16 protein-coding genes are annotated in these 19081 nt (G+C 44.3%); 12 read left to right on the top strand and 4 right to left on the bottom strand.

The features are described 5' to 3' along the window. Positions 1–3: 3 nt before the first annotated feature. The 3 genes from BO26_RS23450 (at position 4) to BO26_RS09450 (ending at position 8336) form a co-directional block, all read left to right on the top strand. Positions 4–660, top strand: coding sequence for a hypothetical protein (locus tag BO26_RS23450; RefSeq protein ID WP_036771028.1), 657 nt, complete (start codon positions 4–6; stop codon positions 658–660). Between the two features lie 4 nt (positions 661–664). Beyond that, positions 665–3139: a pentapeptide repeat-containing protein gene (locus tag BO26_RS09455; protein WP_036771027.1), complete on the top strand. Its 2475-nt coding sequence runs from the start codon at positions 665–667 to the stop codon at positions 3137–3139. A gap of 64 nt (positions 3140–3203) precedes the next feature. Continuing rightward, complete coding sequence (locus tag BO26_RS09450; protein WP_167332156.1) at positions 3204–8336, top strand: type I polyketide synthase; 5133 nt, start codon at positions 3204–3206, stop codon at positions 8334–8336. Between the two features lie 290 nt (positions 8337–8626). Here BO26_RS09450 and BO26_RS09445 read toward each other — a convergent pair whose 3' ends face one another. Continuing rightward, a complete protein-coding gene (locus BO26_RS09445; protein WP_036771025.1) occupies positions 8627–9556 on the bottom strand; it encodes a LysR family transcriptional regulator in 930 nt (309 codons plus the stop codon). 90 nt (positions 9557–9646) lie between these two features. On the opposite strand from BO26_RS09445, the gene BO26_RS09440 reads away from it, so the two are divergent. The 3 genes from BO26_RS09440 to BO26_RS09430 all read left to right on the top strand — a co-directional run bounded on the left by BO26_RS09440 (position 9647) and on the right by BO26_RS09430 (position 11771). After that, complete coding sequence (locus tag BO26_RS09440) at positions 9647–10276, top strand: serine-tRNA(Ala) deacylase AlaX (protein WP_036771024.1); 630 nt, start codon at positions 9647–9649, stop codon at positions 10274–10276. Positions 10277–10351: 75 nt separating this feature from the next. After that, the gene (locus BO26_RS09435) at positions 10352–11122 is read left to right on the top strand and encodes a 2OG-Fe(II) oxygenase (RefSeq protein ID WP_036771023.1); all 771 of its coding nucleotides are present in this window, start codon (positions 10352–10354) and stop codon (positions 11120–11122) included. Between the two features lies 1 nt (position 11123). Beyond that, entirely contained in the window at positions 11124–11771 is a 648-nt protein-coding gene (locus BO26_RS09430) for a LysE family translocator (protein WP_036771022.1), read from the top strand. A gap of 103 nt (positions 11772–11874) precedes the next feature. Here BO26_RS09430 and BO26_RS09425 read toward each other — a convergent pair whose 3' ends face one another. Both BO26_RS09425 and ygfZ read right to left on the bottom strand, forming a co-directional pair. Next, positions 11875–12480: an HD domain-containing protein gene (locus BO26_RS09425; RefSeq protein ID WP_036771021.1), complete on the bottom strand. Its 606-nt coding sequence runs from the start codon at positions 12478–12480 to the stop codon at positions 11875–11877. Between the two features lie 14 nt (positions 12481–12494). Beyond that, on the bottom strand, positions 12495–13484 hold the full coding sequence (gene ygfZ / locus BO26_RS09420; protein ID WP_036771020.1) for a tRNA-modifying protein YgfZ: 990 nt from the start codon (positions 13482–13484) through the stop codon (positions 12495–12497). Between the two features lie 179 nt (positions 13485–13663). Between ygfZ and sdhE the strand changes: the two genes are divergently transcribed. Next, positions 13664–13930 (top strand): FAD assembly factor SdhE, encoded by a 267-nt coding sequence (gene sdhE, locus BO26_RS09415; protein WP_036771019.1) that lies wholly within the window; start codon positions 13664–13666, stop codon positions 13928–13930. Then, the gene (locus tag BO26_RS09410) at positions 13911–14327 is read left to right on the top strand and encodes a protein YgfX (protein WP_036771018.1); all 417 of its coding nucleotides are present in this window, start codon (positions 13911–13913) and stop codon (positions 14325–14327) included. The genes sdhE and BO26_RS09410 overlap by 20 nt, the downstream gene beginning before the upstream one ends. Positions 14328–14348: 21 nt before the next feature. Here BO26_RS09410 and fldB read toward each other — a convergent pair whose 3' ends face one another. After that, positions 14349–14867 carry a flavodoxin FldB gene (gene fldB / locus BO26_RS09405; RefSeq protein WP_036771017.1) on the bottom strand — a complete coding sequence of 173 codons (519 nt, stop codon included), beginning with the start codon at positions 14865–14867 and terminating at the stop codon, positions 14349–14351. 122 nt (positions 14868–14989) lie between these two features. Here fldB and xerD point away from each other — a divergent pair, with 122 nt between their 5' ends. From xerD to BO26_RS09385, 4 genes are all read left to right on the top strand, one after another. Then, complete coding sequence (gene xerD / locus BO26_RS09400) at positions 14990–15886, top strand: site-specific tyrosine recombinase XerD (protein ID WP_036771067.1); 897 nt, start codon at positions 14990–14992, stop codon at positions 15884–15886. Between the two features lie 24 nt (positions 15887–15910). Continuing rightward, a complete protein-coding gene (gene dsbC / locus BO26_RS09395; RefSeq protein WP_036771016.1) occupies positions 15911–16612 on the top strand; it encodes a bifunctional protein-disulfide isomerase/oxidoreductase DsbC in 702 nt (233 codons plus the stop codon). A gap of 5 nt (positions 16613–16617) precedes the next feature. Next, positions 16618–18351, top strand: a complete 1734-nt coding sequence (gene recJ, locus BO26_RS09390; RefSeq protein ID WP_036771015.1) for a single-stranded-DNA-specific exonuclease RecJ — start codon at positions 16618–16620, stop codon at positions 18349–18351. 542 nt (positions 18352–18893) lie between these two features. After that, positions 18894–19081: PAAR domain-containing protein (locus BO26_RS09385; RefSeq protein WP_036771014.1), on the top strand; the 188-nt coding region annotated here is incomplete at its 3' end.

Genomic DNA, 19081 nt, shown 5'->3' with positions numbered 1-19081 from the left:
GTCATGGTCGCAGATATTCAAATTTTCGGTACTAACGGTGTGAATGGTGCCGATGGAGCCAATGGCGCTGATGGCCAACGGGGTGCTGATGGTCAGAATGCTTCTCGTCGTAAGCCAGCCACTGCCGGTAGCCCAGGTGGTGATGGTCAATCTGGTCAGAGCGGTCTGGATGGTCAATCAGGTTCTGGCTGGTGGTTTGCCCTGCGTTGTACCCGTTTTGACGTACAGAGTGTGGTGCGTATTAGCAATAATGGCGGTAATGGTGGCGATGGTGGCACAGCGGGTTACGGTGGTAATGGGGGGGATGGCGGCAATGGTGGCCGTGGTCATTCATCATCGTCGGGCAAGTCCGGTGGTGTTGGTGGTAATGGTGGCAATGGAGGAAATGGCGGCAATGGAGGTGATGGTAGCGATGGTGGTCATGTTTGGGTCAGATATATCCAGACTAGCTTACCAAAACCGGTATCTGCCACCTCTAATGGCGGGAGTGGAGGACTTGGGCAGCCCGGTGGTGCTGGGGGGATCGCTGGGCGTGGTGGGGTAAATGGTGACGGTTCACATGCACCCGATGGAGAATATGGCATTGGAGGTATTAGCGCCAGCGGTGGTCAGGCTGGGAGAGCTGGAAAGGTTTCTATAAATCAATTGCTGCGAGGATAATGACATGAGTGAATCCAGATCTTTTGCCGGTAAATGGCAATTTGCCGCGACTTCTGGCCAGCTGATTACAGTTCAGGCGGATGGTACGCTTAATCTGTCAGCCAGGCAATCAGGGGCGATAAATCAAATGATTAATGCCTATGGCATGACTAACTTTTGGTTACAGGCTGGCAATGGTCAATATCTGGCTGCGAGCGGCAATACTCCTCAGGCTAATCAACCGCGCGATGGTGTGGTTGCTGAGATCCGGTTGGAAGAAGTGGGGGGATCTGGATTTCGCCTGCGTCGTATTAATAGCAGTGGTGACAGCTATTTGGTGGCGCAACAATCTGGGCTGATTTGGCAGGCAGTCACTGGCAGTCCACCCCTGTCAGCCCAATTTACTCGTACTATCGTGACAAAGGACCTGGAATTTCTCAAAGACTGGGGAGCCATGGGCGCCGATCTACGTTTTGCCTATCTCGCCGAAGAGAATTTGAATGAAATGGTGATGATGGCCGTCGATTTGTCCAATGCTGACCTGCGTGGCTCCACATTGCTTGGCGCTGATTTAACGAATGTCAAAGTTGATAATTGCAATTTTAGCAGTTGTGATTTAAGTAAGACTGATCTAACGCATATTCATGGTAAAAATGCACTTTTTGAAAAGTGTATCGTGGGTAGTGATACCAATATGCCTGATGCTGAGCTACCGAATGCCATTTTCCGTGGCTGTAAGAGCAGTGGTGGTCAGCCGGTATTAAATCGTCTAAAAGCGCCTGGGGCGAATTTCTCTGGTGCGTTGTTACCTTCGGTGATCATGGAGAATGCTGATTTATCGCAGGCGAATCTGGTTAATGTTGATCTCAGCGGCGCCAGTCTGGCTTCCTGTAACTTTACCGGGGCAATTATGACGTTGGTGAATTTGCAAAATACTACCTTGCAGACCTCGAATTTTAGTCAAGCCACGTTAGTAGGGACGGATTTTACTGAGGCGAATATCAATCATGTTAATTTCAGTGGCGCTAATCTGACCAACGCCCGGTTATCGTTAACCACTGGTTATAGTCAGCTTAACCTTAGCGACAGTACTTTATTAGCCACGGTGCTGACAGGGATGGATCTGGTCGATGCCACGATTACCGCTAAAACCAATTTCACTCAAGCACAGATGGATGGGGTCAATCTGAGTAAGCAGAAGTTGGATCAAGTCGTATTCCTGATGGCGTCAATGAAGAAGGTAAATCTGGATTTTACGTCACTCAATGGCGCCGTTCTGGTCGGCGCCAATCTGGCTGGTGCTACTGTCTTGGGTAATGTCTCCTTAGTGGGTGCGAATTTGTCCAATGCGAGTCTGGAGAATGTTAATTTAACTGGCGCTCAATTTGGCGCTTTATCCACAGTCACATATCTGGATGAAGCCGATGCTCAAGCGCTGGATAATCAGCAATTGCCTGAACAGTTACGTCAAATGTTGTATCAGGGAAAAGGGGTGATCTACGGTCAGGCAGAGGTGTTGGTTCGTCAGCCGGGCCAGAACTGGCTGGTGGAACATGAAGGTAAACCGTTATTTATTCACTATCAGAATGGGCAATTAAACGTTGCTCAAGATAATGGTGGTAATGCGGCAATTCTTGCCAACACATTTATGCCTAACGCTATCCTGACGGGCGCTAATCTGTATGCGGTTGATATGTCCGGCGCTCATTGGTACGGCAGTAACGCCAGAGCCGATAACGCTAATTTAGAACAGGTCAATTTGTCAAATGCTAACTTAGCGACGATGAATTTTACTCAGGCACGGTTATATGGTGCGAATTTGTCCTATGCTAATCTGGTGAATACTGACTTCAGCAAGGCAATGTTAGAACTAACCCAAGGTCTTAAACCAGCATCTCTGGCCTTTGCTTCAATTCAAGGCACTATTTTCACGGAAGCTAAATTGACCGGGGCTAATCTGACTAATGGCGCAGTGGCTTTACCGTTTGAGGAAGCAGGCAAAAAGCTGACCGGTGTGCCTTTATTCAGTGCGGCGCTTGAGCTGATGAGTTCATTAGATAATGGCGCGGTTTCAAAAGAGTTGCGTCAGGTATTTACTGATAACGGTTACAGCCTGTTATCTAATGCCAAAATTATCGAAAAGCAAAATGATCAATATTGGATTATCTCCAATCAACCGCCAGATACTGACCTGAGTTACCGGGGATATTGTAACTTTATTGTGATTCGGGTGAGTGAAGTCGGCAATAACCATCTGCAAGTTTGTGGCGGAGCACCATTACGTATCATCCGTACTGCGGCTGATAATACATTACAACCGATTAATGTTGCTTTTGGGGTGACAATTGATATCACTCAGGCAATGGATGGAGCTACCACTTGCCCAAGTGGCTTGCGCTATCAGTTACTCAATACGGGTATCAGCTATCAGTCATTGATGACGCCGGGATTGCCCCCTCATCCGCCGAAATGTATTCCCAGCCCGACGACTTGGTGTTGATAAGTAAGCACGATGATCTGGCAAACGACTAATCGGAGTAAAGAATACCACTATGGATATCAATATGATGAGAAGCGACAATATGCCGATTGCCATTATCGGTATGGGTTGCCGTTTCCCGGGAGGGGTTAGCTCTCCAGAGGAATTCTGGCAGTTGTTGTGTGGTTCAAGTGACGCAATTACCCCAGTTCCCCCAGAACGCTGGTCAACTCAGGCTTATAGTTCCCGAGATCGCAATTTGCCGGGGAAAATGGTAGCGCGAGAAGGCGGATTTATCGCTGATGTTACTGGCTTCGATGCAGCGGTGTTTGATATCAGTAATACAGAAGCGCCTTTTATCGATCCACAGCATCGTCTGATGTTGCAGGTGACATGGGAAACGCTGGAACGGGCGAGAATATCGCCAAAATCGTTGGCGGGTCAGGCAGTTGGTGTCTATATCGGTGCCTTCACTCATGATTATATGCACCTGCAATTTACTGATTTGCGTCAGACTACCGGTTATACCTCAACCGGTGCAATGGGAACTATGTTGTCAAACCGGATATCCCATGCGTTTGATTTTCAGGGGCCGTCCCTGACCATTGATAGCGCCTGTTCATCATCCCTGTTGGCGGTACATTTGGCTTGTGAAAGTTTGCGGCGCGGAGAATCACAACTGGCGCTGGCGGGTGGCAGCCAGTTAATGTTGATACCGGATTTTTCGGTAGTGGAAAGTCGTACCGGTTTTCTATCACTCACTAACCGTTGTCATAGCTTTTCGGCTAACGCTGATGGTTATGTGCGTAGCGAAGGAGTCGGTGCTGTTTTGCTGAAACCGTTGAATGCGGCTTTACAGGATGGCGATCCCGTTCTGGCGGTGATCCACGGTTCAGCGGCCAATCAAGATGGCCGCACGCCCACGATTACCCAGCCAAGTAGTGCGGCACAACAACGGGTGATTCGGTCAGCCTGTGCTCAGGCGGGGATTTCCCCGGAAGAGATTGATTATATTGAGGCGCATGGTACCGGAACGGCGGTTGGTGATCCGATAGAGGCAGAAGCGCTGGGACTGGTGTGTCGGCCCGATCCGACAGACCGTCCATTGTTGATTGGCGCGTGTAAATCCGTGATTGGTCATACAGAAGCCGCGGCAGGCATTGCTGGATTAATTAAAGCAGTATTGTGTTTACAACGGGGACAGGTACCGGGCAATTTACATGCCGATCCGCCTAACCGTTACATTCGTTTTACTGAATTGGGATTGCAAGTTCCACAGCAGTTAACCCCACTGCCCGAAGGAAAAGTGATAGCTGGGGTGAATTCCTTTGGTTTTGGTGGAACGAATGTTCATGTGGTGTTAAGCAATAACCCAGAGTCTTCCGTACAACTTCGGACGACGCAAGGGCAAGCTTTCATGCTGCCATTATCTGCGCAGTCTGAGTTTTCTCTAAAGCAACAAGCGCAGAGCATTGCTGATTTGCTGCAACAGCAGCCGGATATTGCTCTTGATGATTTGTGTTATAGCCTGGCGACGACTCGTCACCGCTTTCCGTTACGTAAGGGGATCGCATTCAGTAACCGAGAACAGTTGCGACAGCAGTTGACTAATCTGAATATGTCGTCGGAGCAGAATAATAAAAAAGTTGATCGTCTGGCCTGGATATTTGCGGGTATTGGCAGTGAAAGTTGGCGAGATTCTATCGCCTGGTTTCAGCAATTCCCCGAATTTACTGAACAATTCGAGCGTTGCGAGGCAATTTGGACGGGATTTTCTGCACCTTCCTTATATGCGGCATTGATCTCTGCCGATGAACTGATAGAGCCGCCAATGCAGTTTGCTGTGCAAATATCAATGGCTGCGCAGTTGCAGAAGTGGGGGTTCAAACCCGCGGCATTACTTGGTCATAGTTCCGGTGAAACGGCGGCTTGTTATCTGGCGGGAATTTATGATCTGACGCAAGCACTGACACTGTTACATCAGCGTTATCATTATCTGCAACGTGTGTTGAATAAAGGCGGCGGATTATTGATCGTGGCAGCAACCGTTGAGCAAATATTGCCTCATCTGTCTGCCCCTGGTACCGAGCCTGCCGTGGTGATAGCTGGGCGTAATAGTATCAATCGTTGCTTATTGTCTGGGCCTGTAAGTGAATTAACCGCCGTTGCTGATCGTTTAAAGCAGCAGCGTATCGCCAGTAGTTGGCTCAATTATAGAATTGCTTCTCATTCCCATTATATAGAGTCAATCAGGGCTGGGTTGACTGCGGATGCGGCAATGGTTCCAGCAGCAGAACCTTTGTTGCCAGTGTTTTCATCAGTCACCGGGGAATTGATTAGTGGTAAGTTGACTCCCGAGCATTGGGCTGACAATGTCGTCTCGCCATTCCGTTTTGACGATGCGGTAGAAAACATGCTCAAAGCGGGTTTCCACCATTTTCTGGAAATTTCACCTAAATCCCTACTGAGTGCAGGATTAAAGGATTGGAGTCAGCCTTATCGAGGACAAGTGTTTGCTTGTCGTGCAGGGCAGACTTGGCCACAACTGTTAGGACAGCTGTTTGAAGCTGGGGTTGAACCGGACTGGCGGGTTCTGATGCCTACCGCTTGCCCAATTGATCTACCCACTTACTCCTGGCATCAGCAATCTTATTGGTATGAGCCAGAGATTAGCCGTCGCCGCCGATTACGTATATTGAGCGGTGTATTATTGGGCGAAGCCCAGCCGGACAGTGAGAGTTGGCAAGCTGAGTTGGCGGTAGAACAAGTGCCTTGGTTACTCGATCATGTTGTCATGGGAAATGCAATGTTTCCGGCTGCGGGCTATATTGAAGTCATGTTGGCGGCGGCGCGCATCTGCTTTCCTGACGTTGGATTGGCGCTTGATAATATCGTGTTGCAATCGGCTTTACTGCTGGAGCCAGGCATAGAATTCAGGTTAAAGACATTGCTAGATCGCCAGCGCATGGAAGTGCAAGTATACATAACCCGCAATTTGGATGAGGATGCACATTACCAACTTGCAGCCAGTGCACAGGTGAACATCGTTGTACCGGGTGCTACTGCTTGTGCTATTCCTCCATTAGCGGCAAATGATCGCTATCCTTGCATATGGAACCAAGAGATGTTGTATCAGGCATTTCAACATCTGCATTTCAGCTATAGTGGTGTTTTTTGTACTCTGCGCCATGCGTTTGTTGGTAAAGAAGAAACAATCTGTGAGATTGAATTACCATCTGCACCGGAGGGAATGAATTTTCACCCAGCGGCTTTGGATGGCATCTTCCAATCATTGTTGGCGATTCAGTCTGTTGATGTTCACGCGCCAATTCCTGCCAACGAGTTCCGTATCCCGGTCAGTATTCAGCATTTACGTATCAATGGTAAATTGTCTGGTCGGGTTTGGGCACATGCCCGAAATACTAAGCAGACGCAACAACAATGGTTTGGTGATATTGATGTCTATACTGATAGCGGTATGTTGCTTTGTCAGATCAGCGGATTCTGCGTTCAGCTTGTTAGTAATAGAAAAAACAGCTTGTCTGCCAAACTGCACAATCTGGTTGTCGGCCAACCACAGTGGCGTAAACTGCCCACTCAGCCATCAACAGCGTCTGTGACGCAATGGGCTATCCTTGGGGGTGAAAACGCTCTGGCAGAAGAGTTGGTTGATGAGTTGCAACGCCGTGGTGGGTGTGCCTCGTTATATTCTGGTCTGCCCGACAGCCATCAGAAAATTCAAGAATTAGTTGATACCCTTCCTGTTGAAACCGAAAGAATCCTGATCCTCTGGCCGTTGCAGGCTCCGCGAATGGCTTATCATTCGTTGATCCATTTGTGTGCGGCGCTGGCCGAACGGTCGATAAAACCACGTTTGTGGATAGTGACTCAATGTGCTCATCAAGTCACTGAACAGGATTTGCCTGATCCATTTGCCGCCGCATTATGGGGAATGATGCGCGTTATTGGTCAACAGGAAGCGACCGCATTGTGGGGGGGATTACTGGATATTGACAGTAGCACGGCTCCAGCCAAATGGTGGGACGCGTTATTGATAGATGATGGCGAGGATCAATTGGCTCTGCGCCATGATCAACGTTATGTATTGCGCCTTGTGCCATTACCTGAAATACCCGCGCTACCATCGGTGCGTTTTCGTCCAGATGGCGGTTATTTACTGACGGGTGCCTTTGGTGATATGGGGCGTCAATTGATTCCCTGGATGGTACAGCATGGTGCTCGTCATTTGTTATTGATTGGGCGTCGTCCTGATCTTAATGCAGAGGAGCAGAAGTTACTGGAAATGCTGCATCAACAGGGAGTCGAGGCTAATTATCTGCCGATTGATCTCGGTGATGTGGAAATGACCAACATCTGTTTGGCTCAGTATCGACAACAAACCCGCCAGCCATTGCGTGGGGTAATTCATTGTGCTGCGCATGTTGAAGATCAGGGATATCGTGAACTCAGCCCCGAGGCGTTTGATAAAGTATTTGCTGCTAAAGCATTAGCCGCCTGGACATTGCATCAAGCATTGGCTGATGCACCTTTAGAGCATTTTGTTATGTTTTCCTCATTGGGGGCGTTATTGGCTTTACCGGGAATGGCATCTTACGCAGCGGCTAACGCCATGTTGGATAGTCTGGCCTGCTTACGGCGTCAGCAAGGTTTACCTGGGTTAAGCCTTAATTGGGGGCCATGGGAAGCAGGGATCGCTTTGCGTGATAGTCGAACGTTGCCAATACTGGAAAACAGTGGCTTACAGCCATTTGGTTCAGAGGAGGGATTAGCTGTTTTAGATCGCTTGTTTGCCCGGATTGAGCCGCAACTAGTGCCATTCTTGACGAATTGGTCAAATTTACTTTCCAGCCAGATGCGTCACCTGCCGCTATTGCGTGATATTCAGCAAGAAAATGTGGTTCAGACTTTACCCATAGAAGCGGCGCTTGCGGTGAGTGATCTGGACGATGTCGTTAGCTTGCTACAGACCTTTTGTGGTGAGATTGTTGGGACGCAAGCAGAAGTATTCCATCCTGATCTACCTTTGACTAACAACGGTATTGATTCATTGAATGGTTTAATGTTGGTACAAAAAATTAACAAACAATTACGTTTGGATATTCCGCTGGAATTGTTGTTAAGTGATAAGCCGCTGGCTGAACTTGCATCGTTGATTACATATCGACTGCAAGTTAAGGCAATTGCGAAGCAGGAATAACCTTCGAATTGTTTAAGAACAGCCAATTCAGAGACACGTTGTTGCGATTTAGTTTTAAGAGGAAACTTATCGGACTACAGTGTCTCTAATGTTCTATTTGGGAAGTGTTTTTTTAACTAATTAAATATAAATACCATTTCTATCAGAAACATTTTCCAGCATTATATTATTCCATAGCGTTACGGATATTAATGACTTATGTTATTCTCTTTGTTTACAGATAATCACCATACTATATAAATACCTTTTCAGGTTTTTTGCTAATTCTTGTTAGTTTAATAAGTTAATTATTAAGAAATATGATATTTGTTGTTATTCAACTTATTTGTGAGATATTCGACAAAAACACGTATTTTCGCAGGTAAGAATCGTGTTGGTGTATAAAGTATCCAGGCATCACCACAATAGCGAGTTTTAAATACCCAATCAGATAGAACCTGGACAATTCTGCCCTCTTCCAGTGGATGGCGTGCAATGAAATAGGGAAGGCTTCCTATCCCTGTATTTCTCAGAATAGCGTCGAGTCTCACTTCTGTATGATTAGCGGAATAGCGTCCATAGACTTTTATTTTCTCAATCTTGTTATTTTTGTGAAATCGCCATAATGAATCATTTTGATCTTCGCCAGGATAGATACAGTTATGATTTTTCAGGTCATTTGGCCGTATCGGAGCTCCGTGTATCTCAAGATATTCAGGAGTAGCGCAAATCATATGATGGATATTCATTAAACATCTACCCATTAGGCCAGATGGTGGCTGGTCTGTAATCCGAATAGCTAAGTCAATTTGATCATCAATAAGGTCAATGATGCGATCTTCAAGAAGTAGTTGAACATCTACTTTAGGATAACGATTTAAAAATTCAGGTATATGTGGATGTATAATAAAGTGTCCAACAGCTTTCGGAATACTTATTCGAATTAATCCTTGAGGTATTTCACTGGCGTTAGCCGAAGTATTTATGACAGCTTGTGCCGCATTAAACATTTCACAGCATTTTTCGTAAATTTCCCGTTTGCTTTCACATAATTTGACCTTGCGTGTTGTTCTCTGTAACAGACTGACTCCCAACGCTTTCTCAAGTCGAGTGATAGAACGACTTACAGCTGATGGGGTGGCACCTAATTGCCGTGCGGCACTGGTAAAGCTTCCTGCATCAACGACTTTTACAAATACAGCCATTTCACTCATTAGTGATAGCAATTTATTTGTGCTCATGAGGAAAAAGTCCTTTGTCAGTAAGGGGATTTATTATCATTAATAATGTAAATATAATATAGAAACATCAATTAGCATAAGTAAGTAAATATGACAGTTCGACTCTACCTCAATAATTCTGCCTCAGTTGTGGAAGTTCAGGTTTTGAAATGTATCGCCCGTGATGAGCAAACCTATGCCGTTTCACTTGATGCAACACCTTTTCATCCACAAGGAGGAGGTCAGCCTTCTGATATTGGTTGGCTGGATAATGTTTGTGTGACTCATACCCTGATAGAAAATGATGAGATTATACATCTGACAAATGGCTATCTCCCATCGGGAAAAGCGACAGCTCGAATTGATGAAGATGCCAGAATACTACATTCACGTTATCATTCTGCCGGTCATATTATTGGGAATATGCTGGAAAAAGAAGGATGGATTCCTGTAAAAGCTCATCATTGGCCTGGGGAGGCTAAAGTCACATTTTCCCCAACAGAACACGCTCAAGAGCTTACCCTTGAATCTATTAATGAATTATGTAATCAGCTCATAACAGAAAATTTAGTCTGTAGGATTTCAATGAATAAAGACGGGCTTAGAGAGGTTAGTTTTGGGATGTTACCTCCTTATGCATGTGGTGGTACACATGTTAATTCTCTGGGCGAAATTAAAAGTATAATCATTGAAGAAGTGAAAAGGAAAAAGGGGAAACTGATAGTTTATTATAAAGTTTAGCCATAATTGATCGCATATGAAAATAGTTTTGCCTTGATCTTATGAAAGTGATTATATGATAAAGGAAAAATAATCATGTTTATAGAAAATAACAAAATATGCAGTTTGAATATTCAAGATCTGATGACAGAAAAAATAATCGCCTTGAAATTAAATAAATTTATATCTCAGGAAATATCAGAAATTCTTTCAGAAAAAATTTTGGGAAAAGGTTTTAAGAAATATATTAACGCACCCGATATTGGTAGGATTGGAATGGCTTTTTATGAAGCTGAAAATGAACCAGGCAAAATGCAACTCTATTTTGATAGTGCCAGAGATAATATAGATGATCTTAGAGAACGTTGCTCACCGTATATTTCTCCTGTTGATATTCTAAGATGTATACTTGATGAGGTATGGCCTGCTGGCGCAAATCTTGAAAACCTATATGGAAAGAAGATGTTTGTCGGTTTATCAAGAGTAATTAAACCCGGCGTCACATTTTTGGCTCATCACGATATTTTTGCCAAAGATGCGCCAGATAATTTCAGAGCGTGGAGCCTCCAGACACAAATCGCGGCGAATATATACTTAGCAATGCCTGAAGAGGGTGGTGAACTGTATATTTGGAATAAAGAAATCTCGCCTGAGGCTTTCGATGAAATGCGTCGCGAAAGTTATGGAATAGCTCTCGCTTTGCTGGGTAATCCAGATGTTGTAATTAGACCATCACCGGGTGATCTGATTTTGTTTAATTCGCGTCGTATGCATGCGGTTTCTCCGGGTAGCAGTGGCATTCGTTTAAGTTTGTCATGTTTTATAGGATATAGGGGTATGGCAGAACCTTTGTCATTTTGGAGTTAATGTGTCCATTTTTATACATGAGTTTTTGGAGTTAGCTTTAATTCACTTTTTAGCTGTTGTTGTTCCGGGGCCTGATTTTGCGGTCACGGTGAGACAGAGTACGAGTTTTGGTCGAAAAGCGGGGATCTATACAGCAATTGGCATTGGTGCCGGGATTTCTGTACATGTTATTTATACATTGATCGGTATTGGTACAATAATGCACGCTTTGCCTTGGTTATTAAATACCGTTAGATTGATTGGTGGTGTTTACCTGTTTTATCTGGGTGTCTGTTTTATTAGAAAAAAGGCTGACACCAGTGTGATTGCGGAAAATCAAGGTGATAATTCAGGGGTTCTGATTAATAAAAGTTTATCTCGTTCATTAATAACGGGTTTTGTTACTAATGCAACAAACCCAAAGGCGACGTTATTTTTTCTGGCCATATTTACTACCGTAGTCAGCTCAAAAACACCTATGAGCATACAGATTTTTTATGGTTTCTGGATGTGTGCTGTCAATGCGTTATGGTTTGTGTTTGTAAGCCTGATATTTTCAAGTATGGCAGTAAGAAATAGATTTGTCAGTTATGGTCACTGGATTGAAAGGATAATGGGGCTCCTCCTGATTTTCTTTTCTGTAAGATTATTATTTTGGTGGGATAATTAACTCTATAAAGTATTATTGCCCTTTTACTAAGTTATTCTCACTTCGTGCGCTATATTATTCATATAGCGCACTCAGATTATGATCTAAAATTTTTGGCAGAAAGTTATTTTAACCAGCCTTTAGCATGAGCGGCTTCCAGTTGTGGTAACAAGTATTGCCAGAATTCAGGATAAACATCGGCAATAAATTTATTGCGGTTAATCACCTGCTCCAGGCTAATATCATTTTCTACCCAACTTTGGCCCTTATTATGCAGATTCATCAGAATGGGCATTAATCTATCCAGCATTTTAGCAAAATGAGCATCCTGACTTTCTCCTGCTTCATATTCCTGCCAAAGTGATATAAAGTGATTTTTTTGAGGTTCGGGGAGTAAACCAAAAAGACGGTTGGCGGCTTTAACTTCTTGCTCATGAATGGCTTCACGGGCAGCTAAATCGTAGACCATCACATCACCAGCATCAATTTCTACAATATCGTGAATTAATGCCATCTGGATAACCCGCTGAATATTTACCTCTTTCATATAAGGTGCAAAACACATTACAGCCATAGCAAAATGCCAGCTATGTTCTGCTGAATTTTCATGACGCTGGTTATCCAATAACTTAGTCCGCCGTTGAACTTTTTTCAGCTTATCTAATTCCATTAAAAAACTAATTACATCAGTAAAAGGACCAAAATCAACGGCAGGTACTGCTAACGACATATAAACCTCATTAATTATTTTTCTTCATCGAGAGAATAAGGCAGAGGCTGAATCGTGAGAGAATGTCCTTCATCGTCACGGACACGGAATACACTGTTACTTTCCATATCATTATTCATGACGACTTGTACCCAGACACTTTCATCATTTAACTTAACGGCAGCCAAAACGGTGCCTGTTCTCCGCCACTTATCTCCCAGTTGCCATTCTAAATCATCTCCGGCTACAGGAATTTTAGCCGCACTGCCAGCCAGCCAGTACATTGCCCGTTTGTTTGCTCCGCGGTATTTAGCACGAGCCACCATTTCCTGACCGGTATAACACCCTTTTTTAAAACAAATGCCTCCTTCCAATGCCTGAAGATTAGTTGCCTGAGGAATAAATTGTGTACTGTTTGCCGCATCAATAACAGGGAAGCCGGCGGCAATATCCAGAGCTAACCACAGTTCGCTGTTATTAAGCTGAGCCTGGAGTTTTTCTGTTAATTGCCCAGCAGTGGTTGTGTCGGTAATCAACATGAAGCGCTCAGATGGCAAGGTAAAATAGAGCAAAGTTGTGGTTTCATGTTCAACGACAGCATTATTAGCATCGGGTAGTGTTGGGAAAATATCATTCAGCGCCTCACGGCAGCCTTTACCTGCAACACCTAACAGCACGGCATTTTCATCCTGAACTAGCGTAATTTTAGAGAATATCGCATATTTTTTCAGTTCGGTAAGCTGGGTTTCCAGCACACTGCGGCGTTCAATATAAGCAAGGTTGCCACCACGATGAAAGAGGAGCAGATTACTCCACATTTTACCCTTTGCATCACAATGTGCACTAAGCACGTGTTGATTCTCAGCAAGTGAGAAAATATCTGCTGTAACCTGACCTTGCAGATATTTTTTGGTATCTGGCCCAGTTGCTGTTACCAGGCCCCAGTCATCCAGGGACATTAAAGTCAGGGGAAAAGTTGATAAAGACAATGGAAATTGTGAAGAAAACGGAGTCTTATAAGCCATAACAACACATCCTGCCAGTCAGATATTTGAGCCAATGATGTATCAATGGTAAAAGAGCTGAAGCACAATGCAAGTAGTTATTATTGCTATTAGCTGGCATGATGCATAAGTTTGCCGGTCGATTTACTGGCTAATGGATTTTACACAGACAATGAGAATAAAAAGGGGATTTTTTGAACATGGATATTGATAATAAAGCACGTATACATTGGGCATGTCGGCGTGGAATGCGTGAGTTGGACATTTCAATTATGCCGTTTTTTAAGTATGAATATGACTCACTCAGCGATGATGATAAACGACTCTTTATTCGTTTACTTGAATGTGCTGATCCTGATCTGTTTAACTGGCTAATGAATCATGGGCGTCCGGAAGATGAAGCGCTATTCCGCATGATTAAACTTATTCAGCATAGAAATAAAGATCGTGGTCCTGTGGAAATGTGATCTCAGGGTATCCTGGCATACCCAGCTGATTTCTACCTGTGTTCATGGTGCAATAGCGCTTATCGTATTACTTGCTCCGTGGCCGGCGGATGATGCTATTTTCTGCATTTTTTGGCTTCCTTTGGTACTGTTGATTATTGCCAGTTGGGGGCGTAGCCAGCAAAATATTCGCAAATCACAGGGGATTTTAGTTCTGCTCAATGATAATAGGCTGCAATGGAAGAAGCACGAATGGCAAATTATCCGACGGCCATGGTTGTGTCGCTATGGACTATTAATTACCGCTCAATCTTCTTATAACCAGAAAAAAATCCGCCTGTGGATAGCATCCGATAGTATGTCACAGGATGAATGGAGGAATATTAATCAACTGTTGTTGCAATATCCTGATATCTGATTGAGCCGAAATTTTGCTGATTTAAAGCAGAGGCTCCAATTCTTGCAGGATTTGTATACACCATTGTGATAAACGCTCATCGGTTTGCTCATACTGGTTGACATCGTCCAAAGCCAGCCCGACAAATTGTGAACCATTATCTGTTAATGGTTTCGGGCTGGTAAACTCATAACCTTCCGTTGGCCAGAAACCAATAAAATGCACGCCTGAAGGGAGTAGATGGTGATATAGCATACCAAGAGCATCAAGGAACCACTCGCCATAATCAATCTGATCACCCATGCCGTACATGGCGACGATTTTGCCCTGTAAATTAAGGGAAGGAATGTGATCCCAAATAGTTTGCCAGTCTTCCTGTAATTCGCCGAAATCCCATGTCGGGATGCCGAGAATCAGTACGGAATATTCTTCCATTAATTCAGGTGCTGTATCTTTGATATTGTGGAGATCAATTAAATCTTCACCAAGGATATCGCGGATTTTCTCTGCTACCATTTCGGTGTAACAGGTGCTGGAACCGTAAAAAAGACCAATCTTCATCGTTAATTATTATGGTTTTTGGACATCAGGGCTGGCATTGTAACAGAATAATTGCTTTTTCAGGCATAATAGCCAACATAGATTTGCAAATTTAAGGAAAGAGTTTCGTGCCAGAAGAACAGATTCAATTGATAAATCCATTGATAGAACAGTTTCTTGATGCTATTTGGTTAGAACACGATCTTGCGGAAAATACACTTGTTTCTTATCGGTTGGATTTACAGGCATTGGATAACTGGCTGGTTCATTATGGTCATGATTTATTATCTGTTCAATCGATTGATTTGCAATCTTTTCTGGCAGAACGCGTAGATGGCGGATATAAAGCCAGTAGCTCAGCGCGTTTACTCAGTGCTATGCGTCAATTATTCCAGTATTTTTACCGGGAAAAAATGCGGGCGGATGATCCGACTGCGCTTTTATCGGCACCGAAATTACCTAAGCGATTGCCGAAAGATTTAAGTGAAAAGCAGGTAGAAGCTTTGCTTAATGCGCCCTGTACAGATCAGCCAGTGGAACTGAGAGATAAAGCGATGCTTGAAGTACTTTATGCCTGTGGTTTACGAGTCTCTGAGTTGGTGGGGTTAACTCTTTCCGACGTCAGTTTGCGTCAGGGAGTGGTGCGGGTGATTGGGAAAGGCAATAAAGAACGACTAGTGCCTTTGGGAGAAGAAGCCATTTATTGGCTGGAGAATTATATAAAGTATGGGAGAGAGGGATTGCTAAATGGCGCAACTCTGGATGTGCTTTTTCCCAGCAACCGGGGGCGACAAATGACCCGACAGACTTTCTGGCATCGGATTAAGCATTATGCTGTACTGGCCGGAATTGATACTGAACGGCTATCTCCCCATGTTTTGCGCCATGCATTTGCAACGCATTTGCTTAATCATGGTGCTGATTTACGGGTTGTGCAGATGTTACTGGGACACAGCGATCTATCCACAACACAAATATATACTCATGTAGCAACAGAACGACTCAGATTGCTACATCAACAACATCATCCGCGTGGGTGAGCATGGATTTAAAGGAACCGAATAATGAAAAAAAGCGTGTTATGTTTTTCTATTTTACTGGCCTTAATTAGCGGAAATGCATTTGCTGATGATGGCGCTATTCATGGAACGATGAAAAAATTGGGGATTAAGGTAGAAAGTATCAAACCATCACCTATTGTTGGTTTAAATACAATAGTCACCGAGCAAGGTATCATTTATTTATCTGATGACGGCAAGTATTTATTGCAAGGGCCAATTTACGACGTCAGTGGTAATTCTCCTGTGAATGTCAGTAATCAATTGTTAATGAAAAAGCTGGAAGCGATGAAAGACCAAATGATTGTCTACAAAGCGCCAGAAGAGAAACATGTTGTGACCGTTTTCACCGATATTACATGTGGTTACTGCCATAAATTGCATGAAAATATGAAAGAATACAATAAACTGGGGATTACTATTCGCTATTTGGCATTCCCTCGCCAGGGCATGAAACATAAGTCTGCTGAAGAGATGCAATCTATCTGGTGTAGTGCAACGCCACAGAAATCACTGGATGCTGCGTTTAAAAATGATGATATTTCGCCAATTAAGGGCTGTAAGGTGGATATTGCTAACCACTATAAACTGGGTCTCCAGTTTGGTGTACAGGGAACGCCGGCGATTATCCTTGAAGATGGCAACTTGTTAGGTGGATATATGCCACCGGAAGCATTGGCAAAGACATTAGATCAGAGTGGTAAATAAGTTTAGTGAATATTGAAACACGACTCCGCCGCCGTCTGGCGGTGGATGACAGTCACCTTCCACAACAAATCCATCCATTACTGCGTCGCTTATATGCCATTCGAGGTATCCAGCAAGCTAATGAATTGGAGCGCAGTGTTCAGGGATTGCTCAATTATCAGCATCTGAATGGTGTAGAACAGGCGGTATCGCTATTACTGGCAGCATTGCATGAACACTGGCGTATCGTTATTGTCGGCGATTTCGATGCTGACGGTGCAACCAGTACGGCACTGGCGATCCGATCATTACGGGCAATGGGATATCGTAATCTGGATTATCTGGTGCCAAATCGTTTTGAAGATGGCTATGGCTTAAGCCCACAGGTGGTAGAAGAGGTCGTCAAAAAAGGCGCTGATCTTATTATCACTGTGGATAATGGTATCTCTTCTCATGACGGGGTTGCGGCTGCCCATCAACACCAGATGAAGGTGATTGTCACTGATCATCACTTGCCGGGCGAAATTCTGCCAGCGGCTGATGCCATTATTAACCCCAATCTATCTGATTGTTCGTTTCCGTCTAAATCATTAGCGGGAGTTGGCGTCACATTTTATTTGATGTCTGCTTTGAGAGCAGCTTTAAGAAAAGAGCAATGGTTTGAAAAGCAGGGCGTTGCTCTGCCGAATTTGGCGGAAATGCTGGATTTGGTTGCGTTGGGAACCGTTGCTGATGTTGTGCCTTTGGATACCAATAACCGGATTCTGGTTTATCAGGGGCTGAATCGCATTCGTGCCGGACGTTGTTGTGCGGGGATTCGTGCATTACTGGAAGTTTCCAAACGTGATGCTCATAAACTGACTGCCAGCGATTTGGGCTTTTTTCTGGGGCCAAGGTTGAATGCCGCAGGTCGTTTGGATGACATGTCTATTGGTGTCGCTTTATTGCTAACTGACGATATGGCAAAAGCGCGTCAGATAGCTTGCGAATTGGATGGACTTAATCATACTCGTCGTGAAATAGAACAGGGAATGCAGCAAGAAGCGCTGCAAATCTGTGACAAACTTGAACGTACTAGCACTGAACTACCTTATGGGCTGGCGCTCTATCACCCAGAATGGCATCAGGGGGTGGTGGGCATTCTGGCCTCCCGTATTAAAGAACGCTTTCACCGGCCTGTTATCGCTTTTGCGCCGGCGGGGGATGGTGTTTTGAAAGGTTCTGGCCGTTCAGTTCAGGGGTTGCATATGCGCGATGCCCTTGAACGGCTTGATACTTTAAATCCAGGGCTGATACTTAAGTTTGGTGGTCATGCAATGGCTGCCGGTTTGTCACTTGAACAGGATAAATTTGAACAATTCCAGCATCACTTTTCTGCTCTGATGGCAGATTGGTTGGATATTTCGCAACTTGAAGGTGTTATCTGGAGTGATGGTGAGCTAACGCTTGGTGAACTGACGTTGGAAATTGCTGAAATGTTGCGTGATGGTGGTCCCTGGGGGCAGGCTTTCCCGGAGCCTGTTTTTGACGGTAAATTTAAGCTACATCAACAGCGTATTGTCGGAGAACGTCATTTAAAAGTGATTGTGGAGCCATTAAATGGTGGACCGATGTTAGATGGTATTGCATTCAATATCGATCCAACTCGCTGGCCGGATAACAGTGTCCGTGAAGTGGAACTCGCTTATAAACTGGATGTTAACGAGTTTAGAGGCAATCGCGATGTACAACTTTTGATCCAGCATCTTTGGCCTTATTAACGTTCTTAAAGGTGTGCTTAGGGTTATGAAAGCATGGCGAGCTTAAAACGGCAAACCAGGCTTTAAAAAAACAGTATCTATACCCGTTATCCTTCAAGTTTCCTCTTTGTTGGCTGCACTCACCCCGGTCACATAGTTATCTATGCTCCCGGGGATTCGCTCTCTTGCCGTTGCGATGCGCCTTGAAATCCATAGGGTATAGGTAAATGATGAAAAGGGTTTTTCCAATCCTTTTCATTACAACCAAGTCATATCCCGTATGCAGGTATCGAGTGGCTGGTAACAATAGCTTCTGTTGTACCTGTTCCCCCCTTTATTGGTTTAATTGTTAACAATGTGTTTATTATTTGTTGCAAATTATGGGTTTTTACATGCATTTTCGATGATAAAATCCGCAATTTTCAGAGTATTCCTATATTATTTTTAAGTTAAATCTGATGAATTATTCATCATCTCTGTTAATGAATAAGTAGGATAAAAACATGATGATGATTTCAGTCAGATCCACTCTCCAACGGGTCAGCCAATGGAGAAGTAATTAGATGGCAATAGGATATTTTTTGCTCGTTGGTGACAAGACCACTTGTGGCGGCCAGATTATTACCGGTGACCCCACCATGACATTTAATGGTCGGGCAACCGCGCGTGAAGGGGATAAGGTGACCTGTGGTAAACATCCCGGTACTTATATGATTGTCGGTGGTGTTTCAGATGTGTTTGACATGGGACG

Source organism: Photorhabdus australis DSM 17609 (assembly GCF_000711895.1).
In the GTDB taxonomy this organism is placed as follows: domain Bacteria; phylum Pseudomonadota; class Gammaproteobacteria; order Enterobacterales; family Enterobacteriaceae; genus Photorhabdus; species Photorhabdus australis.
The sequence above is the reverse complement of the archived record's forward strand: the minus strand, read 5'-3'. Positions and strand labels throughout refer to the sequence as shown.

What these genes read in the sequence shown, in the direction of transcription:
- BO26_RS09440 (WP_036771024.1), top strand. Translation starts at nt 9,647, where the DNA reads ATGACAGTTCGACTCTACCTCAATAATTCTGCCTCAGTTGTGGAAGTT.
- BO26_RS09435 (WP_036771023.1), top strand. Translation starts at nt 10,352, where the DNA reads ATGTTTATAGAAAATAACAAAATATGCAGTTTGAATATTCAAGATCTG.
- ygfZ (WP_036771020.1), bottom strand. Translation starts at nt 13,484, where the DNA reads ATGGCTTATAAGACTCCGTTTTCTTCACAATTTCCATTGTCTTTATCA.
- BO26_RS09445 (WP_036771025.1), bottom strand. Translation starts at nt 9,556, where the DNA reads ATGAGCACAAATAAATTGCTATCACTAATGAGTGAAATGGCTGTATTT.
- dsbC (WP_036771016.1), top strand. Translation starts at nt 15,911, where the DNA reads ATGAAAAAAAGCGTGTTATGTTTTTCTATTTTACTGGCCTTAATTAGC.
- BO26_RS09455 (WP_036771027.1), top strand. Translation starts at nt 665, where the DNA reads ATGAGTGAATCCAGATCTTTTGCCGGTAAATGGCAATTTGCCGCGACT.
- BO26_RS09425 (WP_036771021.1), bottom strand. Translation starts at nt 12,480, where the DNA reads ATGTCGTTAGCAGTACCTGCCGTTGATTTTGGTCCTTTTACTGATGTA.
- BO26_RS23450 (WP_036771028.1), top strand. Translation starts at nt 4, where the DNA reads ATGGTCGCAGATATTCAAATTTTCGGTACTAACGGTGTGAATGGTGCC.
- fldB (WP_036771017.1), bottom strand. Translation starts at nt 14,867, where the DNA reads ATGAAGATTGGTCTTTTTTACGGTTCCAGCACCTGTTACACCGAAATG.
- BO26_RS09450 (WP_167332156.1), top strand. Translation starts at nt 3,204, where the DNA reads ATGATGAGAAGCGACAATATGCCGATTGCCATTATCGGTATGGGTTGC.
- sdhE (WP_036771019.1), top strand. Translation starts at nt 13,664, where the DNA reads ATGGATATTGATAATAAAGCACGTATACATTGGGCATGTCGGCGTGGA.